Consider the following 13,842-nt stretch of genomic DNA (forward strand, 5'->3'; position numbering starts at 1 on the left):
CCGGGCTTTTGTTTGAGCAGGAAACCCTCGCCTACTGCTTGGTATTGAGGTCGGTTCCCAGCGTGTCCTTGACGAAGATCATGCCGATGATGAGCGACATCGCCGCTATGATCACCGGGTACCAGAGACCATAGTAGATATCGCCCCTGTAAGCGCTGAGCGCGAACACGGTGGCCGGCAGCAATCCGCCGAACCAGCCATTGCCGATGTGATAGGGCAATGACATGCCGGTGTAGCGGATGCGGGTCGGGAACATCTCGACCAGGATCGCGGCGATCGGGCCGTAGACCATGGTCACGAACAGGACCAGGATGAACAGGATGCCGATCGTCATCGGCCAGTTGACCGCCGCCGGGTCGGCAAACATCGCGAAAGCGCCGCCACCGGGTATGTTGTAGACGGTGATCTCCGGCGCCCCGGCTGCCTCATCCTTGGTCAGCAGCTTGTCGGTGATCGCCTGGTCGACCGGAACCGTTGCCTTTTCGCCGGCACGGATGGCGGCGGCATCGAGCTTCAACTCCGGATTGGCTGCGACAAACGCGTCAAGCTTTTGATCCGGGATCTTGATCGCGGCACGCTTCAGTGGATACCCGCCATCCTGCAGGGACATATTCACGGCCTTGACGAAGGCGGCGTCCTTCGCTTTTGCCTGATCGCCAGCCGCGGTGGCATCGTAGGAATTCACTGTCTCATTGCCGATCTTGACCGATGCAGCCGTTCCGGCCGCGGCCGTCGACACCACATCATAGGGCACCGAGTTCTTGGTCAGGAACGAGGTCGCGATGTCACAGGACGTCGTGAATTTGGCGGTGCCCACTGGATTGAACTGGAACCTGCAGTCGCCAGGTGCTGCCGTCACCGTCGCCCGCGTGTTCAGCTGGGCCTTCGCGAGCGCCGGATTGGCGGCCCAGGTCAACGCCTTGAACAGCGGGAAGGTGCAGACGATCGCCAAGGCGAGACCAGCCATGATGATGGGCTTGCGGCCGATCTTGTCGGAGAGCCAGCCGAACACGACGAAGAAGATCGAGCCGATAGCCAGCGCGATGGCGATCATGATGTTGACCGACTGCGCGTCAACCTTCAGCACGTTCTGCAGGAAGAACAGCGCGTAGAACTGGCCATTGTACCAGACCACGGCCTGGCCGGCGGTGAGGCCCAGCAGCGCCAGGATCGCGATCTTGGCATTCTTCCACTGGCCGAAGGCTTCCGACAGCGGCGCCTTGGAGCCCTTCCCTTCGTCCTTCATCTTCTGGAAGGTCGGAGACTCGGAGAGAGACAGTCGAATCCAGATCGAAACGGCGAGCAGCAGGAAGGAGACGATGAAAGGAATACGCCAACCCCAGGCTGCGTAGGTTTCCTTGCTGAGCGAGCCCTGCACGATCAGGATGACGATCAGCGACAGGAACAGGCCGAGCGTCGCGGTCGTCTGTATCCACGACGTATAGAAGCCCCGGCGATCGTCGGGCGCGTGCTCGGCGACATAAGTCGCGGCACCACCATACTCACCGCCAAGCGCCAGGCCCTGCAGCATGCGCAGCACGATCAGGATCACCGGTGCGGCAATGCCCAAGCTCGCATAACCTGGCAGCAGGCCGACCAGGAAGGTCGACAGACCCATGATCGTCATGGTGACGAGGAAGGTATATTTGCGGCCGACAAGATCACCGATGCGACCGAACAGCAGCGCGCCGAACGGGCGCACCAGGAAGCCGGCGGCGAAAGCCAGCAACGCGAAGATATTGCGTGTCGCTTCCGGAATGGTTGGGCTGAAGAAGGCCGAACCAATGAAGGCCGCAAGCGAGCCATAAAGATAAAAATCGTACCATTCGAAGACCGTACCAAGCGAGGAAGCGAAGATGACCTTCTTCTCCTCCCGCGTCATGCCGCGACTTGCTCCGCCGGCGGCCGATGCCATTGCCATGAGTTTTCCTCCCGTGAGATCCCGTCTGTCCTCGATGCTGCACGCCAATGTCCGTGTTCTCCTCCGAACGCGGACTCAAAGCGGTGCCATCACGGAAAAAATGACAGAAAGCATCCCCCGGCGGCAGAGCGCCTTTGGGATTATGACTTTGGTATAATGTGCAGTGCGGTATGAGGAAAAGCCAGCGACAGAACGCTCAACCTTTGAGCGCCTCAAGCAAACTCACGGCAGCCATCATGTCGCGCTTGCGTGCGGAGCGACGCGCGACAGCCTCCGCATCCTGGCCCCATTGCTCGATCTGCCAATCCTCGTCGACATGGCCGGCGGCCCAGGCTGCGTCCATGTCGAGTTCGCCGAAATCGACCGCCAGCCCCAGCAGCGCCGAACCGGTCAGCGAGGTCATGACATGGATGGCGGCCAGCCGCAGAGGATCGGCACGCTGGGCAAGGTGAACGCCCAGCACGGCAATGCTCTCGCGCGGTTGCTCGACATGAATGATGCCTTCGGCAAGGTTGAAGCGAGCGCCAAGCGTTGCGCGCGCCCAGTCGATGATCGGGTCCCAATGCTGGTTTTGCCGATCGACCAGCCCTTGCGGAGCGTCGGCACGGTAGCAAAGCAGGTCGGACGAAGCAAAGCGCAGGATGTCCTCCAGCACCGCCTGGGGGTCGCTGGCGACGCCATCGATGGCGGTATTGACGAGACGCATCACCGGCATCGTCACCGGATTGATGACCTCGCCTTGTGCATTGAATTCATCGGCGACGAGCTTTGCTGCCGCCTCGGTCGGCAGCGCCAGCAGTGCCTTGCCGGGCGTGCGCACCGGCTTGCCATCGAGATGCACCGCAAAGGCATCTTCCGCGGGCGCGACCGAGACGGTCTTGTAAAAACGCTTCGGCAGCGGCGTCTTCATCTGGATCTGGGCACGACGCACGGGATCCGGATCGGAAAGATATTTGCCTGCTTCAAGATCGGTGAGGATATCACGCATGGAAGGTCTCTCTTACACCGGCGTCAGCTTGCGCTGGGGCCGATTGACGATGATCAGGCCGGTGGCAATCAGGCCAAGCGCCACGAAGATGCGCACGGTCAGCGGCTCATTCAAGAACATGGCGCCGCACAACACGCCGAAAACCGGCGACAGGAAGGTAAAGCTCGACAGGCCTGACGCCGGGTAGCGTCGCAGCAGCCAGAACCAGAGCACGTAAGTGAAGGCGACGATGTAGATTGCCTGGAAAAGCAGGGCCAATGTCGGCAGCAAAGTGGGGGCGCGAATTGGCGAACCTGCCAACGGCAGCACCATCACGCCAACAATTGCCGCCCCGGCAAGCTGGTAGAGCAGCAGTTTTTCGGCGCTCGTCTCGACCAGCTTCGACCGCTTGATCAGGATGTTGGTCAAGGCCCAGAAGAATCCGGAGCCGAGGCTCAAGAGGTCACCGAACAACATGTCCCCGCCGCCGCCAAGCTTGTCGGAAAACACGGCGGCAAGTCCGGCAAAGGCCAGCAGCAGGCCGAGGAATTTGCGCATCGTTATCTGCTCGCCGAGCAGGAAGTGGCCACCGAGCAGCATCCAGAACGGCATCGTGTTGACCAGCAGCGTGTTGCGGGCGACCGTCGTGTGCTCCAGGCCGACATAAAGGCAAAGGAACTCGACGCCGAAAAGCACGCCGACGGAGATGCCGGCCAGAAGTGTCCCGTCGCGGGTGAACAGTGGTATGCCGCGCCACCGGCACCAGAAGAAGACGCACAGGCCGCCAATGACCGACCGTGCGATCGACAGGAACACCGGGTCGTAGCCGGCGTAGGAAATCTTGGCGGCGACGTAGTTCATGCCCCAGGAGAAAGTCAGGCCGACCATGATTGCCGCGGCGGCCATATCGACCGTGTCGCGCCGGTCGAGCGTATCAGTGGCGCCGCCCAAGCTCACTCCTCCGCGCTGGCGTCGTCGAAGCCGATCAGGTTCCAGCTCTGGCGCATGTGCGGCGGCATCGGCGCGGTGACGTCGATGAGACCTTTGTCGGGATGAGGGATGACGATGCGGCGCGCGTGCAAGTGCAAGCGGTTCTGGATGCCGCCTGGAAAATCCCAATTGGTGTCGGCCTCGAAATATTTCGGGTCGCCGATAATCGGGCAGCCGATATAGGCGGCATGAACGCGAAGCTGGTGGGTGCGGCCGGTGTAGGGTTCCATTTCCAGCCAGGTCAGCGCCTGCGCCGCCTGCTCGATGATGCGATAATAGGATACGGCGTGGTCGGCGCCCTTTTCGCCATGCTTGGCGACACGAACCCTGTCACCGTCCGGCGTCGGCTCCTTGATCAGCCAGGTCGAGATCTTGTCCTCGCGCTTGGGCGGTACGCCCTTGACCAGCGCCCAATAGGTCTTCTTGGTTTCGCGGGCTCGGAACGCCTCGGAGAGCTTCATCGCGGCAAGCCTGGTGCGCGCAACGACCAGCACGCCCGAAGTATCGCGGTCGAGCCGGTGGACAAGGCGCGGCTTCTCGCCTTTCTGGTTGCGCCATGCTTCCAGCATGTCATCGACATTGCGGGTGACGCCGGAGCCGCCTTGCACCGCCAGCCCTGCCGGCTTGTTGAACACAAAGACTTTTGGATCCTCATGGATCAGCATTTTTGCCAGAACGTCGGCATCGCCCTGGTTGCGGATCGAGTGGCCGGTAAGAGCGCTTTCGCCTTTCTTGTCCACCTCGAGTGGCGGAACTCGGACCATCTGGCCAGGCTCGACGCGCGTATCGGCTTTCACCCGGCCGCCATCGACGCGGATCTGGCCCGAGCGCAGCAGCTTTTGCAGGTGCCCGAAGCCAAGGCCCGGAAAATGGGTCTTGAACCAGCGATCGAGCCGCATGCCCGCTTCGCCGGCCTCCACTGTAATCTGTTCAACGCCTGCCATAGTCTCGCTTTACCCGTTTCAGGCGCATGACACGAAAACGGAATCGGTTTTCGAAGGGGATCGTGCGCAAGATCAAATTTTCCACAGCGTCATCGGCGCGTCCCGAGGGATGCGCGGCGCCATTAGCGCGGCAATAGCACTAAGGCAGGCTTCTTGCGAGCCAAAGACCCAGAAACAATGCAATGATCGCCCCAATGACGCTGGCAAGCGCGTAACCCAGGGCCGGCAGCGCCGATCCACGCTCCCACAAAGTCGCGAAATCCAGTGAAAAAGCCGAGAACGTGGTGAAGCCGCCAAAGATGCCGGTGGCCACGAACAGCCTGAGCTCGCTCGATCCGCCGCGCCGCACCAGCATTGCGATGAACAGCCCCATGGCGAAGGAGCCGACGATGTTGATGGTCATCGTGCCCCAAGGGAAATTCGGGCCGACAAGGCGCAGTGCGCCTATGTTTGTGAGGTGACGGATGCCGGCGCCAATGCCACCGCCCAGGACGACGAGAAGAAGATTGAACATCGTCGTTTACTGCCTTGGGTGCGCGAGCCGGTCAATCCCTTGGCTGGACGGCTAAGCCGGCGGCACGGCACAGACAGTGGAGCGCGTCAGGAACCGCCTCTCGCGGCCGTTGTCGAGCGAGAACATGCCGCCCCTGCCCGGCACCACGTCGATAATGAGATCGGTGTGTTTCCACACCTCGTATTGCGAGGCGCTGATATACACCGGCGTATCGCCAATTTCGCCGAGCATGACATCATTGTCACCGACGATGAAATCACCCTGCGGGTAGCACATCGGCGAAGACCCGTCACAACAGCCACCTGACTGATGAAACAGAACCGGACCGTGATCGGCGATGATTTCAGCCAGGAATGTCCTGGCTTCCGGCGTGGCCGAGACTTTCCCTAGCGAGACCTTGCCGAGCACGGCATTCCTCCATCATCAAGCGGCCGGGGCGCGGCGGAACGGCCGCGCCCCTTTGCGGATACGCATGACCCCCCTTGGATATCCAGTCCAGGATCATGCGCAGCCCTGGGAGCGATATCAGAAGAAACCAAGCTTCTTCGGGCTGTAGCTGACCAGCATGTTCTTGGTCTGCTGATAGTGATCGAGCATCATCTTGTGGTTCTCGCGGCCGATGCCCGACTGCTTGTAGCCGCCGAACGCCGCATGCGCCGGATAGGCGTGGTAACAGTTGGTCCACACACGGCCAGCCTGGATGGCGCGGCCGAAGCGGTAGCAGCGGTTCGCATCGCGGCTCCAGATTCCGGCGCCGAGACCGTAGAGCGTGTCATTGGCGATCGACAGTGCCTCGTCGTCGTCCTTGAAGGTCGTGACCGAAACCACCGGCCCAAAAATTTCCTCCTGGAAGACACGCATCTTGTTGTGTCCCTTGAACACCGTCGGCTTGACGTAGTAGCCGCCGGCCAGATCGCCCGGCAGATGGTTCTGCTCGCCGCCGGTCAGCACCTCGGCGCCTTCCTTGCGGCCAATGTCGAAGTAGCTCAGGATCTTTTCGAGCTGCTCGCTTGACGCCTGGGCGCCAATCATCGTCGCCGGATCGAGCGGATCGCCCTGCACAATCGCCTCGACGCGCCTCAGGGCGCGCTCCATGAACTTGTCATAGATCTTCTCATGCACCAGCGCCCGGCTGGGACATGTGCACACCTCGCCCTGGTTGAGCGCGAACATGACGAAGCCTTCGATCGCCTTGTCGAAGAAGTCGTCATCTTCCGAGGTCACGTCCTGGAAGAAGATGTTGGGCGACTTGCCGCCGAGTTCGAGGGTCACGGGAATGAGGTTCTGGCTGGCATATTGCGAGATCAGCCGGCCGGTCGTCGTCTCGCCGGTAAAGGCGATCTTGGCGATGCGGTTCGACGAAGCGAGTGGCTTGCCGGCCTCAAGGCCGAAGCCGTTGACGATGTTGAGCACGCCGTCGGGCAGCAGGTCGCCGATCAGGTCGGCCCATAGCATGATGGTGGCGGGCGTCTGTTCGGCGGGCTTCAAGACGACGCAGTTGCCGGCGGCAAGCGCCGGCGCCAGCTTCCATACCGCCATGAGCAACGGGAAATTCCACGGAATGATCTGGCCGACGACGCCGAGCGGCTCATGGAAATGATAGGCGACGGTGTCGTGGTCGATCTCGGAGATGCCACCTTCCTGGCTGCGTACGGCACCGGCGAAATAGCGAAAATGGTCGATGGCCAGCGGCAGGTCGGCGGCGGTGGTCTCGCGGATGGGCTTGCCGTTGTCCCAGGTCTCGGCGAGCGCCAGAAGATCGAGATTGTCCTCCATGCGGTCGGCGATGCGGTTGAGGATCAATGCACGGGCGGCCGCACTTGTCTTGCCCCAGGCGTCCTTGGCCTTGTGCGCGGCATCAAGCGCCGCCTCGATATCCCGGCCGTCGGAGCGAGCGACTTCGCCGAGCGGGCGCCCGGTGACAGGCGATATGTTGTCAAAATATTTTCCGGAAAGCGGGGCGACCCATTTGCCGCCGATGTAATTGTCGTAGCGCTTGGCGAAGGGAACCTTGGCCGTGCGAGAAAACTCCACCTTGTTCATCGTCTTCCTCCCAAGAAGCAGCGCCACGTGATGTGGCGTGTCGCTGGCAAGAGTTGCGGATGGGGTGGGGTTTGTCAGCCCGGTCCCATCATTCGCCGGCGCCGAGTGTCGCAGATCTGCGACAGCCGCGAGCCCGAAAGCTCAGTGCGGACGGCGAATGCCGAAACGAGCGAGCTTGCGGTGCAAGGTCGCCCGCGAAATTCCAAGATTGGCGGCTGCAGCCGAAACATTGCCGTCGGCACGCGCAATCGCACGCTGCACAACGCCGCGCTCGGCCTCGTCCAGATCCTCGGCAGCCTTGGCCGTGCCGCCAAGGATGTCGGCGGCCGGCAGTCCCTTGGCCAATATCTGTTGGGTAATACCCAGCGCAAGGCGCGCTGACCGCGTTGCCCCGACCACCAGGTCGTCAGCATCGACTGCGATCATTGCACCGGCGCTGCGCTCGGCTACCGGCGCCAGCAAGATGCGGGCGTTGGAAAACGCCAGGCGGAAATTCTCTGCCTCGATGCGACGCGCCGCATCGCCTACCGCCATGGCGATCAAATTGACGAAACCCTCGGTCAGGTCCGACCGGCATGACGAGACATCGAGCGCCGCCGCCAGATTGCCTTCATGATCGTAGATCGGCGCGGTGGTGCAACTGAGCAGCGTGTTGCGTGAGAAGAAGTGCTGGTCACGATGAATGGTGAGCGCACGCTGGTCGGCCAGGCATGTGCCGATGCCGTTGGTGCCTTCGGAGTCCTCACTCCATACGGTGCCCGTCCACAGGCCCCATTCGTCGAATGTGTCATCGTCAGCGACAGCGCCGCGGCGTTCGACCGGGATACCTTCGCGGTCAGCCAGAAGCACGCAGCAACCGATGCCGCCGACGGCCAGATATAGGCGATCGAGGCTCGCATCGGCGGCGCGCAGCAATGGCTCTATGCGTTGCCGGGCCTCGCTCAGCTCGCCTTGGGTCAGGCGTCGCGGCGCTTTGCGCTCGGCCGGATCGAGACCGTGCAATGACAAAGAACGCCGCCAGGAAGCGACCAATGCCGAGCGCGCCGCATCGCTCGTGGCTATGGCTGCCTGAACGACATCCGCGTGATGACTGGTTGACTGTCCGTTCACCTTATCCTCCCAAGGTGAATACCGCGCCCATTTCCGCATCGTTATATCTGCGAAAACATATCCGTCAGTCGAGTTCTAGAGGATCACTGACCGATGCCGCTATAGGACGATGGTCCAAGAGCGGGCCAGAACGCGCCCGCTCCCCGGCATCCTGGAAGGCCGCGCAGGGCTCACGTCGTTCCAACCTTCTTCGGCTTGCTCGAACCGATCATCTTCCAGTTCTTGTAGAACATCGAGTTGATGCGCTCGACGCTGACCGACACAACCGCCAGCATGCCCGCGATAAGCCTGGGGACCGGGGACGGCCTGATGATGTCCATGAACACGCAGTAGCGGCGTCCGTCATACTCGTTGACCGAGCGATGCAGCAGCGTGTCGTCGAAGATGAACAGCGGATTGTCGTACCAGTAGTTCTTGACGTTGCCGCATTCGACGAAGATTTCCGATTTCACCGGAACGAGATTGTAGAGAATGCGCAGGCTGAGCCGCAGTGGCCCGAAGTGCCAGGACGTCGATTCGCGCTTGCTGAAAACGGAAACGGCAATGGTCTTGATGTATTTGAAATCCTTGTTGAATTCGGCGACATTGTCGATTTTGTGCTTGCCGTACCATTGGTAGACATACATGCCGCGCCGGCCGGCGCCGAAATTGGCGTCGATGTCGGCAATGATCTCGTCCTTGCGCTCCTTGAAGATGTCCAGGACTTCGTTGACCTCGCGCTGATAGTCTGCGGGAAACTGCTCCAGCTTCCAGACGCCCGGATTTCTGTAGCACAGGAGGTCGACCAGCAGATTGAACGGCGAGAGCAGCCAGGTGAAGATACCGTTGCCCAGGAAATAGCCGCTGAACAGCGACAGATCCTTGCGGTCATTGCGCAGCACATCGATGAGGCCGAGAACGATGAAAACCGTCGTCAGGATTGGAATGAAATAGAAGCCAAGGGCGAGAAGCGGGATGGCAATGGCGAATTTACGAAGGGATTTCCGAAGGGTTTTTGTCATTTTTCCACGCGCGGAGCGCGATCCTGTTGCGAATGAGGTGTGCCAAAATCACGGCAACGACCACCGCCCGGCCGTGCGCCTTGATAAGGTTTTTTGGGTCGCCGCACAACGGCCACGGCATTGTGGCCCGGCGGCTGCCTGGTGGAGCTCGCCGGATTTCGGTCAATGCACCGCCGGCAAGCCAAGCTCGTCCCATTTATCCCTGGCCACGGGATCGCCGACCAGGAACTCAAAGCCGATGACGCTTTCGCCGTCCTGCGCGAGCTGGCATTTGAACTTCAGACTGTACCAGTTTTTGCGGCTGCGGAAAGCCGCACCATCAGCGGCGATCGTCGTGCCAGCGACCTTTTCTTCAGCCGTCGCATAGGGCACCATCCGCTCCGGCTGGAAATCAGCCCGCCACTGGCGGATCTGGTCCATCGCCTCGAGATTGCAAAGCTGCACCATGCGCTCGTCGGCAGCGAATGTCTTGAGATCGGCGCGCGCCTGCCTGCTGCGCGGGTCGGCCAAGGTCCTTGCCGACAGCATTTGTGTTGGACGAATCATGCCTGTCGCAATGGGCGATTGAGGTTTGGCGACCAAGGCGGCGTCGGAAGAAGGCGGCACTGCCGCCGGCGCTTGGGATACCGGCTGCGCGGGTGGCGGGGCTGTTGCTGCATCGAACTGCCGTGATGTCAGGATCTCCACCGACACCGAGTCTTCCTGCGGCCGTTTCGGCCGTTTCGGCGCCGGCATCACTGCCAGCGCAGCGATCAACAGAGTGTGGAGGATGACCGAGGCGGGAACACCCCAAGGCGATGTCTGGCCGCGAAACGAGAGGGCCGCCGGGCTGCGCAAGCCTACTTTTCCCGCTCGCTTCGCAGCTTCGACCAATAGTCCAGCCGCTTGCGAATATCGCGTTCGAAACCACGCTCCGGCGGATCGTAAAAGGTCTGGCGGCCCATCTTTTCCGGAAAATAGTCCTGGCCGGAAAAGGCATCGGGCTCGTCATGGTCGTACCGGTAACCGGTGCCGTAATCCTCCGCTTTCATCAGCTTGGTCGGCGCGTTGAGGATGTGTTTCGGCGGCAGCAGCGAGCCGTGTTCCTTCGCGGCGCGCGTGGCCGCCTTGAATGCGGTGTAGACGGCATTGGATTTGGGCGCGGTGGCGAGATAGACGGTGGCTTCGGCAAAGGCGAGCTCACCCTCGGGCGAACCCAGATAGTCGTAGGCATCCTTGGCGGCGTTGGCGACGACCAGCGCCTGCGGGTCGGCCAAGCCGATATCCTCCATCGCCATGCGCACAAGCCGGCGGCCGAGATAGAGCGGGTCCTCGCCGGCATCGAACATGCGTGCAAGGTAATAGAGCGCCGCATCGGGGTCCGAGCCGCGCACTGATTTGTGCAGCGCCGAGATCAGATTGTAATGGCCGTCCTGGCCCTTGTCGTAAATCGGCGCGCGGCGCTGGACGATGCGTTGCAGCCCATCCGGGCTGAAGACTTCGCCCGGCTTGGCGGCTCGCCAGACCTCTTCGGCGAGCGTCAGCGACGCGCGGCCGTCACCATCGCTCATGCGGATGAGCATCGCCCTCGCCTCGTCATCGAGCGGCAGCGCCCTGCCCTCGGTTTCCTCAGCTCGCGCCATCAGCTTGGCGATGCTTTCCTCGCCGAGCGAATGGAAGACCAGAACGCGCGCGCGCGACAAAAGCGCGGCATTCAGCTCGAAGGATGGATTCTCGGTGGTGGCCCCGACCAGAACGACGGTGCCGTCCTCCATCACCGGCAGGAACCCGTCCTGCTGGGCGCGGTTGAAGCGATGGATCTCGTCGACGAAAAGCAGCGTCTGGCGGCCATTGGCACGACGCAGCTTTGCGCCTTCGAACACCTTCTTCAGGTCGGCAACGCCGGAAAAGACAGCCGATATCTGCTCGAACGCGAGGCTGGTTTCACCCGCGAGCAGTCGCGCAACCGTGGTCTTGCCGGTACCTGGTGGGCCCCAGAAGATCATAGAGCCCAACGAGCCGGAGCCTATCAGCCGAGTGAGCGCGCCGTCTGGGCCGGTCAGATGTTCCTGGCCGACGACCTCACCGAGATTCTTCGGCCGCAGCCTGTCAGCCAGCGGCCGCCCGGGCGGCGCCCTTTCCGGTTCGTCGACGCTGAACAGATCGGCCATGCACTTCTTTATGGTTGGAGCATGCTTCCCCGCAATGTCCGGGGCCGTGCTCTAATAACGCAATACCTGGCGCAGTATCTGCCCGCCGCGCTCGACGGTAAAGCGCCACCAGCGCGTGTCCTGCTTGGTCGCCTGCTCCAGCGTCGCGGCGGTGTCGATGGTCGTGCCATTCACCTCGCGGATGATATCGCCGGACTGGAAGCCAAAATCGGCGGCGGGCGAATCGCGGTTGATGTCGGTCACGGTCACGCCCTTGATGTCGGTGCGCAAACCAAGGCGCTGGGCAAGCCGTGGCGACAATTCCGCGACTTTGGCGCCGGAAAACGGGCTGCGACCCCGCAAGGTAAGTTCCGGAGCTTTCGCGCCTTCCGGAGCCCGCTCCAGCGCGATGTCCATCGACGCCTGCTTACCCTTGCTCAGGATGGTGAAATTCGCGTTGGTGCCGATCGACAGTGTCGCCATGCGGTAATCCAGCGCCTCGATGCTCTCGACCGGCGTGCCATTGAGCGCCAACACCACGTCACCCGGCTTCAGTCCTGCCTTTGCCGCCGGACTTGCCTCTTCCACCGAAGACACCAGTGCCCCGGTCGGCTTGTCCATGGCGAGCGACTCGGCGATCTGCGGGGTCACCGCCTCGAACTCGGCGCCAACATAGGGGCGCTCGAAGAAGTCACGGCCAGCCTTTGCCGCTTCGGCGAAGGCCCGCACCATGTTGGAGGGAATGGCAAACCCGATGCCGATGGAGCCGCCGCTGCGGCTGTAGATCGCGGTGTTGATGCCGATCAACTGGCCGCCCATGTTGATCAGCGCGCCGCCGGAATTGCCGGGGTTGATGGCGGCATCCGTCTGGATGAAGAAGCTCGAGTCGGAAACGCCGATGTGGCTGCGGGCAAGCGCTGAAACGATGCCGCTGGTGGTGGTCTGGCCGACGCCAAAGGGATTGCCGATCGCCAGCACCAGATCGCCGACCTCAAGCGCATCGGAATCGCCGATGGCGATGACCGGAAACGGCTTGTCGGACTCGATCTTGAGCACGGCAAGGTCGAGCGTCTCGTCCTTCAGCAGCACCTTGCTGGTGAATTCGCGACCGTCCGATGTTGCGACCTTGACCTCATCGGCACCCTTGATGACGTGGAAATTGGTGACCACGACCCCGGTCGGATCGACAAGGACGCCGGAGCCCAGCGAGGACTGCGCGCGGGGCTGAGAGCGGCCGAAGAACTCCTCGAAGAATGGATCGCCGTCAAAAGGCGACGTGACCTTGGCCGTTTGCGAGGCATAGACGTTGACCACGGCCGGCGCGGTCTGCTTGACCAGCGGCGCGAAGGACAGCTGCACTTCGTCGCGACCGAACGGCACGCGCTTGTTGTCACTGGCATTGCCGTTCTTACCCTCGACGCCATGGAGAAGATCGGTGAGCACGTCGGACAGGCCGGGGTCGGTCTTGGCCTCTTCCGCCAATGCCTGTCTGACCGCCGGCACGACTGCAAACGCCATTATGGCGAAGAGTAGAACAAGAGGCAGTCTTTTGGCGCGCATTGCGAATCCTCCAAGGCGAGTTCGGGCGCCATTGTCCCGACGATTGTGCAAAATGAAAGGCTAAGGCGCTGAAAGTTGGCTGCTTTATGCGAGTTCCATTGAAAATGGGCACAAAACAAACTCTGGCGCTACTTACCATTCCTTCCTTACGACAAAAGGGGCCCGTAGGCCCCTTAAAGTTTCTGGCGAAAAGCTGAAGCTTATGCGGCTTCGGCTTCCTCATTGCCTTCGGCTTCGATACGGGCGCGGTCTGCGGCGCCCTTGGCCGAGGTGTCGCGATCGACGAACTCGATGACCGCCATCGCGGCGTTGTCGCCGTGGCGGAAGCCCGCCTTCATGATGCGCAGGTAGCCGCCGTTGCGGGTGGCGTAGCGCGGGGCAATGGTGTCGAACAGACGCTTGACGACGCCTTCATTGCCGATCTGGGCAATGACCTGGCGGCGGGCGTGCAGGTCGCCGCGCTTGCCGAGCGTCACCAGCTTCTCGACGATGGGACGCAGGTCCTTCGCCTTCGGCAAGGTTGTGACGATCTGCTCATGCTCGAGCAGCGACACGGCGAGGTTGGCGAACATCGACTTGCGATGGCTAATGCTTCGGGCGAAGCGACGGCCTTTGAAACCGTGGCGCATGGCTCTTTTCCTTCTTCAGTTGTTCAAGAGGCCG

The 13,842-nt window shown here is 61.8% G+C and carries 13 protein-coding genes; all 13 read right to left on the reverse strand.

Annotation, left to right across the window (positions count from 1 at the left end):
- Positions 1-31 precede the first annotated feature (31 nt).
- Positions 32-1,921 carry an MFS transporter gene (locus ABVQ20_RS07865; protein WP_354458976.1) on the reverse strand — a complete coding sequence of 630 codons (1,890 nt, stop codon included), beginning with the start codon at positions 1,919-1,921 and terminating at the stop codon, positions 32-34.
- A 196-nt stretch (positions 1,922-2,117) separates the two neighbouring features.
- A complete protein-coding gene (locus ABVQ20_RS07870) occupies positions 2,118-2,909 on the reverse strand; it encodes an ATP12 family chaperone protein (RefSeq protein WP_354458977.1) in 792 nt (263 codons plus the stop codon).
- Between the two features lie 12 nt (positions 2,910-2,921).
- Positions 2,922-3,794, reverse strand: a complete 873-nt coding sequence (locus ABVQ20_RS07875) for a DMT family transporter (RefSeq protein WP_354462141.1) — start codon at positions 3,792-3,794, stop codon at positions 2,922-2,924.
- Between the two features lie 47 nt (positions 3,795-3,841).
- Positions 3,842-4,822, reverse strand: coding sequence for an RluA family pseudouridine synthase (locus tag ABVQ20_RS07880; RefSeq protein WP_354458978.1), 981 nt, complete (start codon positions 4,820-4,822; stop codon positions 3,842-3,844).
- 139 nt (positions 4,823-4,961) lie between these two features.
- On the reverse strand, positions 4,962-5,336 hold the full coding sequence (gene crcB, locus ABVQ20_RS07885; RefSeq protein ID WP_354458979.1) for a fluoride efflux transporter CrcB: 375 nt from the start codon (positions 5,334-5,336) through the stop codon (positions 4,962-4,964).
- Positions 5,337-5,387: 51 nt separating this feature from the next.
- Entirely contained in the window at positions 5,388-5,744 is a 357-nt protein-coding gene (locus tag ABVQ20_RS07890) for a DUF779 domain-containing protein (RefSeq protein ID WP_354458980.1), read from the reverse strand.
- 117 nt (positions 5,745-5,861) lie between these two features.
- Positions 5,862-7,379: an aldehyde dehydrogenase gene (gene adh / locus ABVQ20_RS07895; protein WP_354458981.1), complete on the reverse strand. Its 1,518-nt coding sequence runs from the start codon at positions 7,377-7,379 to the stop codon at positions 5,862-5,864.
- 141 nt (positions 7,380-7,520) lie between these two features.
- Positions 7,521-8,489: a helix-turn-helix domain-containing protein gene (locus tag ABVQ20_RS07900; RefSeq protein WP_354458982.1), complete on the reverse strand. Its 969-nt coding sequence runs from the start codon at positions 8,487-8,489 to the stop codon at positions 7,521-7,523.
- 170 nt (positions 8,490-8,659) lie between these two features.
- Complete coding sequence (locus ABVQ20_RS07905) at positions 8,660-9,490, reverse strand: aspartyl/asparaginyl beta-hydroxylase domain-containing protein (RefSeq protein WP_354458983.1); 831 nt, start codon at positions 9,488-9,490, stop codon at positions 8,660-8,662.
- Positions 9,491-9,652: 162 nt separating this feature from the next.
- Positions 9,653-10,327 (reverse strand): DUF930 domain-containing protein, encoded by a 675-nt coding sequence (locus ABVQ20_RS07910; protein ID WP_354458984.1) that lies wholly within the window; start codon positions 10,325-10,327, stop codon positions 9,653-9,655.
- A 2-nt stretch (positions 10,328-10,329) separates the two neighbouring features.
- Positions 10,330-11,640, reverse strand: a complete 1,311-nt coding sequence (locus ABVQ20_RS07915) for a replication-associated recombination protein A (protein ID WP_354458985.1) — start codon at positions 11,638-11,640, stop codon at positions 10,330-10,332.
- Positions 11,641-11,691: 51 nt separating this feature from the next.
- Positions 11,692-13,179, reverse strand: a complete 1,488-nt coding sequence (locus ABVQ20_RS07920; RefSeq protein WP_354458986.1) for a DegQ family serine endoprotease — start codon at positions 13,177-13,179, stop codon at positions 11,692-11,694.
- 200 nt (positions 13,180-13,379) lie between these two features.
- A complete protein-coding gene (rplQ, locus tag ABVQ20_RS07925) occupies positions 13,380-13,808 on the reverse strand; it encodes a 50S ribosomal protein L17 (RefSeq protein ID WP_354458987.1) in 429 nt (142 codons plus the stop codon).
- Between the last annotated feature and the right edge of the window lie 34 nt (positions 13,809-13,842).

The sequence above is a fragment of the Mesorhizobium shangrilense genome (genome assembly GCF_040537815.1).
In the GTDB taxonomy this organism is placed as follows: domain Bacteria; phylum Pseudomonadota; class Alphaproteobacteria; order Rhizobiales; family Rhizobiaceae; genus Mesorhizobium; species Mesorhizobium shangrilense.

Excerpts from the sequence above, each read along its gene's own strand:
- ABVQ20_RS07915 (WP_354458985.1), bottom strand. The coding sequence starts at position 11,640 with ATGGCCGATCTGTTCAGCGTCGACGAACCGGAAAGGGCGCCGCCCGGG.
- ABVQ20_RS07875 (WP_354462141.1), bottom strand. The coding sequence starts at position 3,794 with ATGGCCGCCGCGGCAATCATGGTCGGCCTGACTTTCTCCTGGGGCATG.
- rplQ (WP_354458987.1), bottom strand. The coding sequence starts at position 13,808 with ATGCGCCACGGTTTCAAAGGCCGTCGCTTCGCCCGAAGCATTAGCCAT.
- ABVQ20_RS07920 (WP_354458986.1), bottom strand. The coding sequence starts at position 13,179 with ATGCGCGCCAAAAGACTGCCTCTTGTTCTACTCTTCGCCATAATGGCG.
- adh (WP_354458981.1), bottom strand. The coding sequence starts at position 7,379 with ATGAACAAGGTGGAGTTTTCTCGCACGGCCAAGGTTCCCTTCGCCAAG.
- ABVQ20_RS07870 (WP_354458977.1), bottom strand. The coding sequence starts at position 2,909 with ATGCGTGATATCCTCACCGATCTTGAAGCAGGCAAATATCTTTCCGAT.
- crcB (WP_354458979.1), bottom strand. The coding sequence starts at position 5,336 with ATGTTCAATCTTCTTCTCGTCGTCCTGGGCGGTGGCATTGGCGCCGGC.
- ABVQ20_RS07905 (WP_354458983.1), bottom strand. The coding sequence starts at position 9,490 with ATGACAAAAACCCTTCGGAAATCCCTTCGTAAATTCGCCATTGCCATC.
- ABVQ20_RS07865 (WP_354458976.1), bottom strand. The coding sequence starts at position 1,921 with ATGGCAATGGCATCGGCCGCCGGCGGAGCAAGTCGCGGCATGACGCGG.
- ABVQ20_RS07880 (WP_354458978.1), bottom strand. The coding sequence starts at position 4,822 with ATGGCAGGCGTTGAACAGATTACAGTGGAGGCCGGCGAAGCGGGCATG.